We start from the raw sequence: 14,663 nt of genomic DNA on the forward strand, positions 1-14,663 counted from the left end.
TTACGCCGTTGCTTTTTTTTCATCTGTGATCTGTGAAAGCGGGAATTACTTCAGCACAGCCAGCGCAGATTCATAGTCAGGTTCAGTGGTGATTTCATTCACCAGTTCGCTGTACAAAACGTTGTCCTGACCATCCAGAACCACCACCGCACGGGCGGTCAGACCAGACAATGCGCCGTCGGTGATGCCCACGCCGTATTCAGATTTGAAATCACCGCCACGCAGGGTGGACAGGGTGACCACGTTAGACAGACCTTCCGCGCCGCAGAAACGCGACTGGGCGAATGGCAGGTCAGCGGAAATGCACAGCACCACGGTGTTGTCGATTTCGCCCGCCAGCTGATTGAATTTACGCACAGACGTGGCGCAAACGCCGGTATCGATGCTTGGGAAAATGTTCAGGACTTTACGCTTGCCCGCGAAGCTGCTCAGGCTGACATCAGAAAGATCTTTGGCGACCAGGGTGAAAGGCCTTGCTACATCGCCTTTCTGAGGGATTTTGCCTGCAACGCTAACCGGGTTGCTTTGAAAGTGTACTGTCTGGGTCATGATTATTTCCTATTTCCATTTGAGTCAAACGGCTTTCAGTTTAGGGGAACAATGCTATGTTGGATATAGATTATTTGTTAATAACTTGTATGTATTGATTGTATCCCGCAGGGCGCATTTCACGACTGGAGACGCTATGAGAAGTGTTCGCTTTTATCCGCAAGCCTGGCCGCTGCATACGCCGTTTGTTATCTCCCGTGGCAGCCGCACTGAAGCACGCGTGGTGGTGGTCGAAATTGAAGAAAACGGCATTCGCGGCGTCGGGGAATGCACGCCGTACCCGCGTTATGACGAGAGTGAAACCTCGGTAATGGCGCAAATCGCCAGTGCGGTTACTGCCATCGAGCAGGGTGCCAGCCGCGAAAAACTGCAACATTTACTCCCGGCGGGCGCTGCCCGTAATGCGCTGGACTGTGCGTTGTGGAACCTTCAATCCCAGACGAGTGGCCTGAATTTATGGCAGCTGACCGCTACTGAACCGCTGCCCTCCGTCAGCATGGCGCAGACCGTGAGTATCGGTTCGCCGGAAACGATGGCCGAAGCGGCGCTGGCCCTGCAGCAAAAGGGGGCGACGCTGCTGAAAATCAAACTGGATGACCGGCTGATTGCCGAGCGGCTGGTGGCTGTCCGTGCCGCCGTGCCAAATGCTTCGCTGATTGTCGATGCCAATGAAGCCTGGCAAAGCGACGGGCTGGCGGCGCGCTGTCAGTTGCTGGCTGATCTGGGCATTCTGATGCTCGAACAGCCGCTGCCCGCCGGGGAAGATTCGGCGCTGGAAAACTTTATCCACCCGCTGCCGGTTTGTGCTGATGAAAGCTGTCATACGGTGGAAGGCTTACCGGCGCTGAAAAACCGCTATGACATGGTGAACATTAAACTGGATAAAACCGGCGGTCTGACCGGCGCGCTGCTGCTGGCTGAAGCCGCGCGTGAACAGGGTTTTGAGATTATGCTCGGTTGTATGTTGTGTACTTCGCGGGCCGTTCGCGCCGCGTTACCCCTGACGGCAGGTGCGAAGTTTATCGATCTTGATGGCCCGACCTGGCTGGCGCAGGATGTCGAACCCGGGCTGAAGTTCCACTGCGGCGGCATCGATGTTGCCGGTTCGGACTGATTTCATCCGGCTTTTTATTCATCAAACCCGGCGGTTTTGTGCGCGAAGGCAAATCTGTAACGATTTCTTATAGGGGATTATTACCGATAATGATAAAACTCGTGAATGTTTCAGGGCGTAGCCCTTTGTCAGTTCAGGAGAATTTATGCCGCAGGGAAATTCATTTCCGCTTTTATCGTATTCCGCATGCGCTGCGCTGGTGGCACTGACTGCCGGTCAGGCCATGGCCGCTCAGGTTCCCGCCGGTACTCAGCTTGCCGCGAAACAGGAAATTGTCCGTCACATTAAAGACGAACCCGCCTCGCTGGATCCGGCGAAAGTGGTCGGCCTGCCGGAAGCGCAGGTGGCACGTGATCTGTTTGAAGGGCTGGTGAATCAGGACGCCACCGGGAAAAGTATTCCGGGCGTGGCGGAAAGCTGGCAAAACCAGAACAATCAGGTGTTCCTGTTCACGTTACGAAAAGACGCTAAGTGGTCGAATGGCGATCCGGTCACGGCGCAGGATTTTGTTTACAGCTGGCAACGTCTGGTGGATCCGAAAGGGTCATCAACCGGTGCATGGTTTGCAGGGCTGGCCGGCATTGCTAATGCTGATGCGATCATCGCCGGGAAAATGCCGGTGGATAAACTGGGCGTGACCGCCGTCAGCCCGACGCTGTTACGCGTTACGCTGGATAAGCCGGTGCCTTATTTCGTCAGCCTGCTGGCGAATTTCAGCCTGTTCCCGGTACATAAAGCCACCGTTGAAAAATACGGTGATGACTGGACCAAACCGGGCAATCTGGTGGGTAACGGCGCGTATGTGCTGAAAGACCGCGTGGTGAATGAAAAACTGGTCCTGGAGCCCAATCCTCATTACTGGGATCACGCCCATACGGTGCTGACCAACGTCACCTTCGTGCCGATCAACAAAGAGTCCAACGCCACGAAACGTTATCTGGCCAATGATATCGATATCACCGAATCCTTTCCGAAAGACCAGTATAAAAAGTTACTGCGTGATCTTCCGGGGCAGGTTTATACGCCGTATCAGCTCGGCACTTATTATTACGCCTTCAATACCCGCCGTGCGCCGACTGACGACGCCCGCGTGCGTCAGGCCCTTTCCCTGAGTATCGACCGCAAAATCATCGCTGAAAAAGTGCTGGGTACCGGCGAAAAACCGGCGTGGCGCTTCACGCCGGATGTGACGAATGGGTTCAAACCGGCTGAAAGTGAGTTACAACAATATTCGCAGGAAGAACTGAACGCACAGGCGAAAAGCCTGCTGGCGGCGGCAGGTTACGGCCCGTCTAAACCGCTGCACCTGACGCTGCTGTATAACACCTCGGAAAGCCATCAGAAGATTGCTATCGCGGTGGCCTCGATGTGGAAAAAGACGCTGGGTGCCGATGTGAAGCTGGTCAATCAGGAATGGAAGACGTACATCGACAGCCGCAACACCGGTAATTTCGATGTGATCCGCGCCTCCTGGGTTGGCGATTACAACGAAGCGTCGACCTTCCTGTCGCTGCTGACTTCCACACATAACGGCAACATCAGCAAATTCAGTAACGCGGAATACGACAAAGTGATCAGTGACGCCAGCCGTGAAACCAGCGAAGCGCGCCGCAACAATGACTACAACAAAGCGGAGCAGATTATTACCGGGCAGGCACCCATTGCGCCGATTTATCAGTACACCAACGGCCGGCTGATCAAACCCTGGGTAAAAGGCTACCCGATTAATAATCCGGAAGACGTCGCTTACAGTCAGGAAATGTATATTCTGAAACACTGATCTGACTGACATAAAAAAGCGCCCGCAGCGAATAGCCGCGGGCGCTTATTTTTTATCCCATCCTTCAGCTTTTACGGCTGTACAGACGCAGCAAAAGTGCCGCACCTGCCGCAATCGTTGCCAGCGCTACCACACCTGTCCAGCCACCGGTTGCCAGCGCTTTACTGCCCAGCGCCGCACCGGCTGACATGCCGATAAAGACGACGGTGAACAGCAGGGCGTTCAGACGACCACGGGCCGCCGGTTCAAGACCATAAACCAGCGTCTGATGTGCTACCAGCGTAGCCTGAATACCTAAGTCAAAACCGATGGCGCTCAGTACAATCAGCGCCAGCTGAGCGTGCGGTGACAACAGCGGTAACAGGAACATCGCCGCAAAAGAAATCATCACCAGCGCTGATCCTATCTGAGTCACACGCGCCGGACCTTTCTTATCAGCTAACGCACCGGCCAGCGGTGCCGCCAGTGCACCGGCTGCCCCCGCCAGACCAAATGCCCCGGCTACCGCGCTGCCCAGATGAAACTGCTCGTTGAGCATAATCGCCAGCGTTGACCAGAAGGCGCTGAACGCCACGGACAGTAAACCCTGAGCCAGCGCCGCATGACGCAGCGTCTTATAGTTTTTCCACAGGCCAAACATCGAATGCAGCAGGCTGGCATAGCTGATGCGTGTGTCCGGTGTGAAACGCGGCAGAACGCGCCACAACGCCACGCCAATCAGCGCGACGCTCAGCGCCGCCAGCTGATACATCACCCGCCAGCCAAAATACCCGGCCACAAAGCCACTGAGTACGCGGGAAAGTAAAATCCCGACCAGAAGCCCGGTCATCACGGTGCCCACCGTTTTCCCCCGTTGCGCGGCTGGGGCAAGATGCGCCGAGGCGGGCACGATATCCTGCGCCATGGTTGCGCCGATACCGGTGATCAGGCTGGCGACCAGCAAGCCGTGAATACCCGGTACAAAACCACACAGCAGTAACGCAGCGGCCAGCAAAATGCTTTTCAGCAGGATAATGGTGCGGCGGTCATGGCGATCGCCCAGCGGAATGAGAAACAAGATCCCCAATGCATAACCGGCCTGAGTGAGCGTCGGGATCAGACCAACGGACGTGGTGCTGGCTTGCAGATTACCGCCCATAATGCCGAGCATCGGCTGACTGTAATAAATCGAGGCGACGCTTAACCCCGCACCGGCGGCCAGTGTAAAAATGATTTTGCCCGACAGGGCGGATCCCTCAACTTTGGACGTGCTGGTAAGTTCTGACATAACGTGACCCCTGAATGATAAGTTTGTCGCTGCAAGTGCGTGAATGCATTCTTCACCTGAATGGTTATAAGTGGTAGCCTGCATAAAGGTAAAACTGTTATACGTGAGGCGTATGAACACACCCGTCACCAGCGGTATTGACCGCATCGACCTGATGCAAACCTTTGTGCGTATTGTGGAAAGCGGCAGTTTGTCTGCGGCTGCGGCGCAACTGAGCACCAGCCAGCCGACCGTCAGCCGCCGTTTGCAGTCACTCGAGCGCCTGCTGGGTGCGAAACTTATTCTGCGCACCACCCACGCGATGAAGCTGACCGACGACGGCCAGCGGTGTTATGAGCAGGCAAAATTATTGCTCGAACGCTGGGTCTCGCTGGAAGATCAGCTAAGCGGTGCAGGTGATGAACCGGTGGGGATCCTGCGGGTGCGTGCGCCGCATGCGTTCGGGCAGGACCAGCTGATCGCGCCGCTGACCCGTTATTTGCAGCGCTATCCGAATCTCTCCGTGGACTGGATGCTCAATGACCGCACGCCGGACTTCATTTCCGAAGATATCGACTGCGCCATTCAGGTGGGCAATGTTGCCGATCCGTCGCTGGTCGCCATCTTGCTGGCCGAGGTGCCGCGTATTGTGGTGGCGACGCCGCAACTGTTGCAACGGCATCCGGTTAGCCAGGTCAGCGAGCTGTCGCAATTACCGTGGATTTCTTTCAGCACGTATTACCGCAACGAATTCACGCTTAAACATGACAATGACGGCAGAATGGAAAGTTGCAGCATCGCGCCGCGTATGGCGACTGACAGTTTATACGCCATGCGTAAGGCCGCGTTGTCGGGATTAGGAGCGGGCATTGTGTCCGCGTGGATTGTCAAAGAAGACATCGCCGAAGGGCGTTTGCAGCGCGTATTACCCGGCTGGAACGCCTTGCCGCTGCCGGTTTATCTGGTCTATCCGTATTCCAGTTATTATCCGGCGCGTTTGCGAAAATTTCTCGAAATGATGCGCAGCGTGATGCCTGAACTGGCCGAAATGCAGGCACCTGGCGGGTAGAAACACCTGACTCTATCGCGAAACTCAGAGACTTAACGCTAAACTTAAAACAGATAACGAAGAAAAAGCGAGGAACGTCGTGGAAGTCATTAAGGGAAAAGAACTACAGGTTTCAGATGCCGTTTATGCTTTCCAGATGGACGGACAGGGTGGCGTGAACGACATCAGTCCGCACTGTGTCGCCAGTGAAGATAAACCCTGCTGGCTGCATCTCGATTACACGCTTCCCGCCAGCGAAGAGTGGATCAACAGCACGCCGGTGCTGCCGGATACCGTGCGCGAGGCGCTGGCCGGTGACAGCGTCCGTCCGAAAGTTATGCGTGTTGGTGAGGGCACGCTGATCACCTTGCGCAGCATCAATCTTAATGCTGATGCGCGGCCCGATCAGCTGGTCACCATTCGCGTCTATCTCACTGATAAAATGATTGTTTCCACACGGCACCGGAAAGTATTTTCCATGGAAGAGATGATCGGGGATATGAAACAAGGCAGCGGGCCGAAGAATACCGGACGCTGGCTGGTGGAAATTTGCGATGCGCTGACCGATCACACCAGTAGTTTCATCGAAGACCTGCACGATAAAATTATCGATATTGAAGATGATTTGATGGAGCAGCAGGTGCCGGAGCGGGGCGCGATGGCGTTGCTGCGCAAACAGCTTATCGTTTTACGCCGCTATATGGCGCCGCAGCGTGATGTGTTCTCGCGCCTCGCCAGCGAACGCCTGCCGTGGATGAATGACGATGACCGCCGTCTGATGCAGGAAATTTCTGATCGTTTAGGGCGCGGGCTGGACGATCTGGATGCCAGCATTGCGCGTACTGCCGTGCTCTCCGATGAAATCAGTTCACTGATGGCTGATTCACTGAACCGCCGCACTTACACCATGTCGCTGCTGGCGATGGTCTTTCTGCCTGCGACCTTCCTGACCGGTCTGTTTGGTGTCAATCTGGGGGGTATTCCTGGCAATGCGTCGCCGTTTGGTTTCGCGATTTTCTGTGCCTGTCTGGTGGCGCTGGGCGGTGGTGTCGCGCTGTGGATGAAGAAAAGCCGTTGGTTGTAGAACCATTAACTTACTGAAAAACAGCAAAAAAAAGCCGGTCATAAGACCGGCGTCGTTCGAATTAAATTGTGCTATGCATTAATTCTAAAAATTTGGAAATAAGACAATATGGAGCACAACGCCCATCGCTTGACGTTGCATTCACCTGCGGAATAGATACTGCACCGATTCAGCCATTCTAATGTTGATTTCGCTCAATCTTTTTTAAGGTTTCTCCCCTGCGGAAGGCCTGTACAGGCATTTTTGCTTGCCTGTCTTATTTTCGACATAACAGGAGATCGCTTTGCATAACCGGGAAATGATTCATCAGGCGTATGAAAATACGACCGTTAAAACATCCGATATCTGGAATACTCACCGCGACACGGGCGAAATCCGCGCCGAACCTTTTTATCACCCGACGCGGCTGGCCATTACCAGCGGTAATCGCGCAGGGCCCTCGATGGCGGGGCTGCTGGCAGACTTAGCCACGGCTGCGCAGGGGGATCCGCTGGCCGATGTGGCGCGGGTTAACGGAATGCATTTCACCTTTTTCGCCATCACGCAGGCGCTGTATGAAAAACCAGAAGACGCGAAAGGTCTCGCGGATCTGATCAGCATCTTCGAACAATATTGCCGGGGCCATGTTATGCAGATCAGCGATCTGCGGCTGGTGGCTTTACCGGATCAACTTCTGCTGGCTGGATTTCCGGACGCGGAAAGTTTGCGGGTGAGGCAGGCGCTGGTGGAACATCTGCTGAATACGCCGTGGGCAGCGAAGATCAGAGAGCGATTTCCTGACACGGAAATCCCGCAAGTCTTCTGGCACAGCACCTTGCTGCGTTACAGCGCGCAATATCTGCCTGAATCGCTGCGTGTCTGGTTCCATGAAAACCAGCAGAAAGACTTTGGCTCGCTGAGTTTGCCGGTGAAACTGGTCATGACGAATTACAACTGGACTGAGACGTTCACATTAGCCTGAGAAACAAAAAGCCCGCATTGCGCGGGCTATAAGATTCACAACGAACGCGGCGCCGGAGACTATTTAATTTCCAGCACCTTCAGTCGTTCAACCGGCGCCGCCAATTCATCTTCTTCCGGCTGCCAGCCAGCAGGCTGCAGCGGAATATCTTCACGGTCAAACGCCAGATCTCCACCGTCGACTACGGCGTCGCCATGACGGATTCCTTTAAAATCGAACAGACTCATGTCGTTCAGATGTGAAGGCACCACATTTTGCATGGCGCTGAACATGGTTTCGATTCGACCCGGGTATTTTTTATCCCAGTCTTTCAGCATGTCGCCGATGACCTGACGTTGCAGGTTCGGCTGCGAACCGCAAAGGTTACACGGGATAATCGGATATTCGCGTGCAATCGCAAAACGTTCGATATCTTTCTCGCGGCAGTACGCCAGCGGACGGATCACGATGTGTTTACCGTCGTCGCTCATCAGTTTTGGTGGCATCCCTTTCAGCTTGCCGCCGTAGAACATATTGAGGAACAGCGTCTGCAAAATATCATCGCGGTGATGGCCGAGGGCAATCTTGGTACAACCCAGTTCTGTCGCGGTGCGGTACAAAATGCCGCGGCGCAGACGTGAACAGAGTGAACAGGTGGTTTTGCCTTCCGGAATTTTATCCTTAACGATGGAATAGGTATCTTCGGTGACAATCTTGTATTCCACACCCAGCGTTTCTAAATACTCAGGCAGGATGTGCGCCGGGAAACCCGGTTGTTTCTGGTCAAGATTGACCGCCACCAGTGAGAAATTCACCGGCGCGCTTTGCTGCAGATTGCGCAAAATTTCCAGCATGGTGTAGCTGTCTTTCCCGCCGGAGAGGCACACCATAATGCGATCACCTTCTTCGATCATACCGAAGTCAGCAATCGCTTTCCCTACGTCCCGACGCAGACGCTTTTGCAATTTATTGAGGTTGTACTGATCTTTTTTATTAACTGGTTGATTATCTGACATTTATTAATAACTCTAACTCAAAAAGGGGCACCAGAGGGGCATGGCGATCATTGTGCGAGTTTAGCATCTCTATCTGCTCGCTGTTCATGTCTTCCATCCAGGCGCCGTAAATTTCGTAAACCATCCGGGCATTTTCATGCCCCATCTGGTTCACGATGAATGATGGGGTTGCGCCAGCGGATAATAACCAGCAGGCGTAAGTGTGGCGCGTATAATACGGATTACGCCGTGAAATGTCAGCGTTTAACGCATCAGGAGCCGTTTCCTTAGAATCCCTTCACTCCTTCAATACTCGTATAAATGCAGTTTAGATTTTGGGGCCGTTGTTGGTCGTGCCGTTCCGTATCTGGGTTACGCTCAGGCTGTCATAATGATGACTCTTGTGTCGAAAGACACTCGCAATAAATACAACCTTATCGCCAGACCTGAGCACCGTATAGCGTGGACGTACTTCTGATGGCAATTGATGAAAATGAAATTCTCGCGTATATCACTGAAAATTATAGTGACCGGAAAAAGCCAGCTAGCAAAGACTGGACTTTTAGAGAACATTTTTATTTTGTACCTGAAGAACTAGAAGAGATGCTTTTAGACTTGTTCACCCGATACCACATCAAGTATGACAATTTTAATATTGATGATTATTTCATGCCTGAGTTTGCCTGGTGGCAGTTTAAGCTCAGGAAAGAATGGCGCGACCGCAAGTTTAAGCCGCTTACGGTGGACATGATCATTGAGTCTGCCAGGGCTGGCAGATGGCTTTACGATTAAGGGGCGCAACGCCCCTTTTGTAGTTACGCGGTTTGGCGGTCGTTCCACGGATCAGCAAAAATAATGTTGCCGTCGTTATTTACGAATGAATAAAAGTTCAGATTTTTAGAGATTTAGTATTGGTGAGTTGCCATGATTTCAAAGCTCGTTTTTAGGGGCAAAATAAAGGGCTGTGGTAGATCAGGGAGTCGGGTTTTTCTTCAACTAATTAAAAAACAAGATAATTATAGTAAAATCAGAGGATTAGGAATCGGCATGCTGTTTGTTGAGGTTGTATTACGCTTTTTTATTAACTAATTGACTATATGACATTTTTTGATGTTCGATTCGCCTGGTGGCGCTGCAGGAAAAACATGCAACGCGAGTTTCTTGTTCAGCATACCGGTGGGTCGCTTTCATGCTCCAGGTGCCGATGGTAAAAGGCGGGTGTGTTCCCGCCGTCAGCATCCGGCATGCATATGTGTCATTCTGTTACCCTGCTTTGATATCCCTCCATTCCTGTCCACCTCACCGGATTGATATGTTCTGGGGGTTAATCCTGGAAAAGCCCCAGCATCATTCACACGCCTGAAACACGCAGGATGATCAATTGATGTTTTAAAACTCAATGCGGTCAGAACACCTACACCAGAGACTGATTGTAACATCTGACAGACAGGATCTTTTCGGGCAATTTTTCCAGCATGTCGTTAAACTTTTCTATTTGACCGGAAAGAATCGGCCGTGTGTTCCGGTTGTTATGATCAGGGACTACAAAAGAAAATGAAAAAATGATATAAGTATGGATGTTTATGATTTTTATGGGGTATTGAGCATGAATGAGAGTGAAATTTCTTTTGCATACAACTATTATCTCCAACGCGAAGCAGATCCCCAGGGGATGTCTATTTATAAGGGATCTTCTAATTCGCTGAAAGATCTGGAGTATGATTTATTCAATTCGGAAGAGTACAAAAAAAATAAAAACATATTAATGTACCCTCGAGTTGAGATAGGTAGGAAAATTTGCATTTTACCCGAGGCGAAAATTATTTTTGTACCAATAGCTAAAAATGCACACACATCGATAACGGAGGCATTTTTAAGTTTCAGGGGAATCGATTGGAAAGAACTGCCAATTAAAGACAATCAGATTCTGAAATGTGGTGATGAAGAGCATAAGTTTCATGCAGCCATTGAAGAGAATGATACTGGGATTTTAATAAAAGACTTGCCACCTCGTGTCATTCATGAAGCTTTGAGTTCGCCTGAATATCTGCGTGTTGCTGTAGTAAGAGATCCATTTAAACGTCTCATAAGTGCTTATAATCACTTGGTAGTTCAATCGGTTAGAGATGAAATAATAAGAAGGAATACGAAATTAATATGGAATTTTTTCGAAAGAGGATTGAGTGAGGAAATTAACTTTATTGAACTTATGAAATATATTTCTTGTGTTCCAAATCATGAGATAGATTTGCATTTTGCGCCTCAGCATACGTTCATAAGTAACTTTAATATTAATAAATTCATACCCATAGAGAAATTAAATATTTTGGAGGAGCTAATTGAAAACAGGTCTGGTAAACCATTCAAAATAAAGCATATGAATACCCATTCTGCATCCTTAAAACCAGAAAATGTTGCTGTGAACGATGATACGAGAAGATTCATTAATGATAGATATTGGATGGATGTTAAGCTTTATCAGGATGCAGTTACGGAATCTTCAAAAAAAGAATAGAGATTCAAAGAAACAAGCAGCATGCACTTTGTTTGGGTGCGCACGCACCCATCCATCCATCCCTGGACTCTCCTCCCTTCCAGATCACCCCCCCTAAGACTATTATTTAGATATTTTTAACACACCTGTTATGAAGGTACGGGGGCAAATACAGATGTTTCTCAATGAACAGGCTGAAATGCTAACTATGCTTACTGAACGCATTGTTAAATCAGAATCCCTTTCAGGAGAGAAGTATGAACAGGAAAAACCTTATTGCCGCCTCACTTGCCGCTGTATCCATTCTTTTTGTCGCAGGTTGCGCGTCTAATCAGGCGATTAAAACCACGGACGGAAAAACCATCGTCACGGACGGTAAACCTCAGGTAGATGACGATACCGGTCTGGTGTCTTACAAAAATGCCGAGACGGGTAAAACCGAGCAGATTAACCGCGACCAGGTTAAAAATATGAGTGAACTGGATAACTGATTTATCCGGAAATTATAATGAAGGAGAGAATGATGAACAGGACTTTATTGAATCAAAAAATGCTTTTACCTTTAGCCGCTATCCTGTGTGTGGCAGCGCTGTCTGGCTGTACCCGCACGAGTTATGCTATTCAGACCAATGATGCGCGAACCATCATCAGCGACGGTAAACCGAAAGAAGCGGATTCAGGTCTGCTGGAATATACCGACGCCAATGGTGTAAAACAGCAAATCAGCAAAAATGAAGTGAAACAGGTAACAGAACTTCCGAAGTAAATCCGGTGCGTAATCTTTTTTGTTTGCTATTAAAACCCGCTGCTAAAGCGGGTTTTTTATGATCCGAACCCGGCGAGCTGTTTATCCACTTATGCTATTTTCTCTTTTCTGAGAATTCTCCATAACCCGTGAAGGTGAGCATGCGCCAGAGAACGATTGTCTGCCCGTTAATTGAACATGAAGGAACGTATCTGCTGTGTAAAATGCCGTCCGGTCGAGGCGTCTTTCCCGGCCAGTGGGCGTTGTCAGGCGGCGGCGTGGAACCGGGGGAAACCATCGGCCAGGCTTTGCTGCGCGAAGTGCGCGAAGAACTCGGTGAGGCGCTGGAACTGACGGATATCACGCCGTGGACTTTCCGCGATGATATCCGTACCAAAACTTATCCGGATGGGCGCAAAGAAGAAATCTACATGATTTACCTGATTTTCCATTGTCAGGCGAAGAATGCGACGATCACCCTGAACGATGAATTTGAAAGCTATGCCTGGGTGCGGAAAGAAGATTTGGCGAAGTACGATCTGAACGAAGCTACGCGCATGACGTTAAAACAGCGCGGGTTGATGTAAATAAAAACGCAGGGCTTACGCCGGAAACCCTGCGTGATTTTTCCTATCTTTGTGATGTCGCCACATTCTGTTTTAATGCTTTTTCGGCCTGTGCTGCTTTCATGCCTTTTTCTGCGCTGCGGTGCAATATCCAGCCGAAAAGCAGAATTGACAGGGCGCACAACAGGAACAGGATCCGTCCCCACAGCGGGTTCGGTACCAGTACCATCAGCAGTAAACCCGCGCCCATATACATCGAAATGCGACCGATTTTATCGCGTTGCAAGCGGTCAAACTCATCCTGTTCATGGTCGGCATAGACGGGTGTCTCCCTATCAGAAAAGAACTGTTGGCGCTGAGTTTCCCGCGCCGTATCGGACTCGCGCCAGAACAGTTGCGTCATGCAGAAGAATCCGCCGGTGAACACCAGATGCGCAAAGATATTCCACATGATCGCCACATCCAGCAGTTCACGTGCCGTCAGCGTGATGCCCAGCAGTCGGGCCACATCCGGCGCGGTGAACAGATTCGCCACTCCATAAGATACGCATAGTCCGAACAGCACGGTCACCCATGCGGCCCAGTCAGGGGTTTTGCGAATAAACACACCGAGGAACAACGGGACGACAATGGGTGCCTGCATCAGCGTGCCGACTTTCATCATCAGGTCGAACAGGCTGACCGTCTGCATGGTGTGCATGTATTGCGCCACCAGAATCACCAGCACGCCGTTCACCACGCAGGCAATCTGGCCAACGCGCAACTGATATTTGTCGCTGCGTTCACTGTTGCGGTTAATCACCGGCGTCCAGAAACTGCGCACAAAAATCCCGGAATTACGGTTCAGTGCGCAGTCCATCGATGACATGGTGGCGGCGAACAGTCCGGCCATCAGCAGGCCCACGGTGCCGACCGGCATGGCGCGCTCTGCAAAAATCAGATACACCGCATCGGTGGCGTTTTTGCCGAGTTCCGGATGCGCGGTTGCCGCGTCAGGATAAAGGATCGCGACCGCCCATGGCGGAATGAACCAGATAATTGTCCCCACCAGCATCAGCACCAGCGCGAACAATGCCGCTTTTCTGGCATTAAAACTGTCTTTGGCATTCAGGAAACGGTAGGAATCCTGCAGGTTATTGATGCTCTGCACATTCTTGATAAAGAAGAACAGGAAACAGGCCACCAGCAGCGAAATATAATGCGGGCCAACATCCGGGCCGGTAAAGAAGCCGGAAGGGAACTCCGTCACCAGTTTCACCGGGCCGCCGACTTTAAACAGCGCAACGACCGCGCAGGCGATGGAAATAATCGCCACCACCAGTGTCTGCACAAAATCACTCGCTACGACGCCCCACGCACCGCTCAGCAGTGAAATCACCAGCACCACAATGCCCGTCACCCACAGCGTCAGCGTGATGTCATGCTGGAATACTGCGCTGGCAAACACTGCCAGGCTGTTCAGCCACACGCCTGCGCTGAGGATACTTAGCGGAATAATCATCCAGGTGAAAAACTGTTCGTTACCTTTGCCGAAGCGATGGTTGATTGCCTCTGTGGCAGTATCAACACGCAACTGGCGGAAGCGGGCGGCAAACCACCACCAGGCGACCAGATAACCGAACACGTTACCGGCAAACACGCTGACGACATTGAAACCGTAGCGGTAAGCCTGACCGGCCGCGCCGGTAAACGTCCAGGCGCTGAACTGGATCATAAAGGCGGTCGCCCCGACCATCCACCAGAGCATGCGCCCGCCGCCACGGAAATAGTGGCTTGAGGAGCCGGAAGCCATCTTCTTGAACGCATAACTGATGGCAATCATTAAGACGAAGTAACCGATCATGACCAGAACGTTGATATCCATTGTCGTTACTCTCTCGTTTGTAGGGTGAGATGTTTTTTGGTTATGTATTGAGCAAGCGTAGAAGAGGGAATTAAAATTAAAAGTCGGACAAATAAGAAATGCTTAGTTTGTTATCAAATTGTGATTTCGGTCGCTATTTGGGCGTACAGGCAGCTTTTAAGTCCATTCTGACTGGCGAAACTGAAGGTTCATTGCTTTATTAGTATGACTAAAGCGTGAAATCTCAACGAAGCAACGG

The 14,663-nt window shown here is 51.2% G+C and carries 15 protein-coding genes and 2 pseudogenes; 11 read left to right on the forward strand and 6 right to left on the reverse strand.

Features of this window, described 5'->3' with window-relative positions:
• Nucleotides 1–45 precede the first annotated feature (45 nt).
• Nucleotides 46–549, reverse strand: coding sequence for a thiol peroxidase (gene tpx, locus RAHAQ2_RS10615; protein WP_015697223.1), 504 nt, complete (start codon nt 547–549; stop codon nt 46–48).
• Nucleotides 550–685: 136 nt separating this feature from the next.
• Between tpx and ycjG the strand changes: the two genes are divergently transcribed.
• Together ycjG and RAHAQ2_RS10625 are read left to right on the forward strand one after the other, a co-directional pair.
• Nucleotides 686–1,663 carry an L-Ala-D/L-Glu epimerase gene (gene ycjG / locus RAHAQ2_RS10620; protein WP_015697224.1) on the forward strand — a complete coding sequence of 326 codons (978 nt, stop codon included), beginning with the start codon at nt 686–688 and terminating at the stop codon, nt 1,661–1,663.
• 223 nt (nt 1,664–1,886) lie between these two features.
• A complete protein-coding gene (locus RAHAQ2_RS10625; protein WP_238532080.1) occupies nt 1,887–3,443 on the forward strand; it encodes an ABC transporter substrate-binding protein in 1,557 nt (518 codons plus the stop codon).
• 64 nt (nt 3,444–3,507) lie between these two features.
• Here the strand turns inward: RAHAQ2_RS10625 and RAHAQ2_RS10630 are convergent, their stop codons facing one another.
• Nucleotides 3,508–4,710 (reverse strand): MFS transporter, encoded by a 1,203-nt coding sequence (locus tag RAHAQ2_RS10630; RefSeq protein WP_015697226.1) that lies wholly within the window; start codon nt 4,708–4,710, stop codon nt 3,508–3,510.
• A 112-nt stretch (nt 4,711–4,822) separates the two neighbouring features.
• Here RAHAQ2_RS10630 and RAHAQ2_RS10635 point away from each other — a divergent pair, with 112 nt between their 5' ends.
• From RAHAQ2_RS10635 to RAHAQ2_RS10645, 3 genes are all read left to right on the forward strand, one after another.
• Entirely contained in the window at nt 4,823–5,758 is a 936-nt protein-coding gene (locus tag RAHAQ2_RS10635) for a LysR family transcriptional regulator (protein ID WP_015697227.1), read from the forward strand.
• Nucleotides 5,759–5,837: 79 nt separating this feature from the next.
• Nucleotides 5,838–6,821: a zinc transporter ZntB gene (gene zntB / locus RAHAQ2_RS10640; protein ID WP_015697228.1), complete on the forward strand. Its 984-nt coding sequence runs from the start codon at nt 5,838–5,840 to the stop codon at nt 6,819–6,821.
• A 283-nt stretch (nt 6,822–7,104) separates the two neighbouring features.
• Nucleotides 7,105–7,782, forward strand: coding sequence for a hypothetical protein (locus RAHAQ2_RS10645; protein ID WP_015697229.1), 678 nt, complete (start codon nt 7,105–7,107; stop codon nt 7,780–7,782).
• Between the two features lie 59 nt (nt 7,783–7,841).
• Here RAHAQ2_RS10645 and ttcA read toward each other — a convergent pair whose 3' ends face one another.
• Nucleotides 7,842–8,777, reverse strand: coding sequence for a tRNA 2-thiocytidine(32) synthetase TtcA (gene ttcA / locus RAHAQ2_RS10650; RefSeq protein WP_015697230.1), 936 nt, complete (start codon nt 8,775–8,777; stop codon nt 7,842–7,844).
• Nucleotides 8,767–9,018 (reverse strand): annotated as a pseudogene (locus tag RAHAQ2_RS24910) (hypothetical protein); the annotation flags it as partial. The gene ttcA and the pseudogene RAHAQ2_RS24910, both read right to left, overlap by 11 nt.
• Nucleotides 9,019–9,042: 24 nt before the next feature.
• Between RAHAQ2_RS24910 and RAHAQ2_RS26195 the strand changes: the two are divergent.
• Nucleotides 9,043–9,234: pseudogene (locus tag RAHAQ2_RS26195) on the forward strand (STM2901 family protein); the annotation flags it as partial.
• Nucleotides 9,234–9,548 carry a DUF1493 family protein gene (locus RAHAQ2_RS10660; protein WP_015697231.1) on the forward strand — a complete coding sequence of 105 codons (315 nt, stop codon included), beginning with the start codon at nt 9,234–9,236 and terminating at the stop codon, nt 9,546–9,548. The pseudogene RAHAQ2_RS26195 and the gene RAHAQ2_RS10660, both read left to right, overlap by 1 nt.
• A 440-nt stretch (nt 9,549–9,988) precedes the next feature.
• Here the strand turns inward: RAHAQ2_RS10660 and RAHAQ2_RS26200 are convergent, their stop codons facing one another.
• Nucleotides 9,989–10,195 (reverse strand): transposase, encoded by a 207-nt coding sequence (locus RAHAQ2_RS26200; RefSeq protein WP_072010215.1) that lies wholly within the window; start codon nt 10,193–10,195, stop codon nt 9,989–9,991.
• Nucleotides 10,196–10,329: 134 nt separating this feature from the next.
• Here RAHAQ2_RS26200 and RAHAQ2_RS10665 point away from each other — a divergent pair, with 134 nt between their 5' ends.
• The 4 genes from RAHAQ2_RS10665 to nudI all read left to right on the forward strand — a co-directional run bounded on the left by RAHAQ2_RS10665 (nt 10,330) and on the right by nudI (nt 12,582).
• On the forward strand, nt 10,330–11,271 hold the full coding sequence (locus RAHAQ2_RS10665) for a sulfotransferase family 2 domain-containing protein (RefSeq protein ID WP_015697232.1): 942 nt from the start codon (nt 10,330–10,332) through the stop codon (nt 11,269–11,271).
• Nucleotides 11,272–11,507: 236 nt separating this feature from the next.
• A complete protein-coding gene (locus tag RAHAQ2_RS10670; protein ID WP_015689902.1) occupies nt 11,508–11,741 on the forward strand; it encodes a YgdI/YgdR family lipoprotein in 234 nt (77 codons plus the stop codon).
• A gap of 32 nt (nt 11,742–11,773) precedes the next feature.
• On the forward strand, nt 11,774–12,016 hold the full coding sequence (locus tag RAHAQ2_RS10675; protein WP_015697233.1) for a YgdI/YgdR family lipoprotein: 243 nt from the start codon (nt 11,774–11,776) through the stop codon (nt 12,014–12,016).
• A 140-nt stretch (nt 12,017–12,156) separates the two neighbouring features.
• On the forward strand, nt 12,157–12,582 hold the full coding sequence (gene nudI, locus RAHAQ2_RS10680) for a nucleoside triphosphatase NudI (protein WP_015697234.1): 426 nt from the start codon (nt 12,157–12,159) through the stop codon (nt 12,580–12,582).
• Nucleotides 12,583–12,625: 43 nt separating this feature from the next.
• Here nudI and RAHAQ2_RS10685 read toward each other — a convergent pair whose 3' ends face one another.
• Nucleotides 12,626–14,425 (reverse strand): sodium:solute symporter family transporter, encoded by a 1,800-nt coding sequence (locus RAHAQ2_RS10685; protein ID WP_015697235.1) that lies wholly within the window; start codon nt 14,423–14,425, stop codon nt 12,626–12,628.
• Nucleotides 14,426–14,663: the final 238 nt, after the last annotated feature.

Source organism: Rahnella aquatilis CIP 78.65 = ATCC 33071, from assembly GCF_000241955.1.
Lineage (GTDB): Bacteria > Pseudomonadota > Gammaproteobacteria > Enterobacterales > Enterobacteriaceae > Rahnella > Rahnella aquatilis.

Bases quoted from the DNA above. Each gene is read 5' to 3' on its own strand.
- tpx (WP_015697223.1), bottom strand. From the start codon at position 549: ATGACCCAGACAGTACACTTTCAAAGCAACCCGGTTAGCGTTGCAGGC.
- ycjG (WP_015697224.1), top strand. From the start codon at position 686: ATGAGAAGTGTTCGCTTTTATCCGCAAGCCTGGCCGCTGCATACGCCG.
- RAHAQ2_RS10625 (WP_238532080.1), top strand. From the start codon at position 1,887: ATGGCCGCTCAGGTTCCCGCCGGTACTCAGCTTGCCGCGAAACAGGAA.
- RAHAQ2_RS10630 (WP_015697226.1), bottom strand. From the start codon at position 4,710: ATGTCAGAACTTACCAGCACGTCCAAAGTTGAGGGATCCGCCCTGTCG.
- RAHAQ2_RS10635 (WP_015697227.1), top strand. From the start codon at position 4,823: ATGAACACACCCGTCACCAGCGGTATTGACCGCATCGACCTGATGCAA.
- ttcA (WP_015697230.1), bottom strand. From the start codon at position 8,777: ATGTCAGATAATCAACCAGTTAATAAAAAAGATCAGTACAACCTCAAT.
- RAHAQ2_RS10660 (WP_015697231.1), top strand. From the start codon at position 9,234: ATGGCAATTGATGAAAATGAAATTCTCGCGTATATCACTGAAAATTAT.
- RAHAQ2_RS26200 (WP_072010215.1), bottom strand. From the start codon at position 10,195: ATGTTACAATCAGTCTCTGGTGTAGGTGTTCTGACCGCATTGAGTTTT.
- RAHAQ2_RS10665 (WP_015697232.1), top strand. From the start codon at position 10,330: ATGGATGTTTATGATTTTTATGGGGTATTGAGCATGAATGAGAGTGAA.
- RAHAQ2_RS10670 (WP_015689902.1), top strand. From the start codon at position 11,508: ATGAACAGGAAAAACCTTATTGCCGCCTCACTTGCCGCTGTATCCATT.
- RAHAQ2_RS10675 (WP_015697233.1), top strand. From the start codon at position 11,774: ATGAACAGGACTTTATTGAATCAAAAAATGCTTTTACCTTTAGCCGCT.
- nudI (WP_015697234.1), top strand. From the start codon at position 12,157: ATGCGCCAGAGAACGATTGTCTGCCCGTTAATTGAACATGAAGGAACG.
- RAHAQ2_RS10685 (WP_015697235.1), bottom strand. From the start codon at position 14,425: ATGGATATCAACGTTCTGGTCATGATCGGTTACTTCGTCTTAATGATT.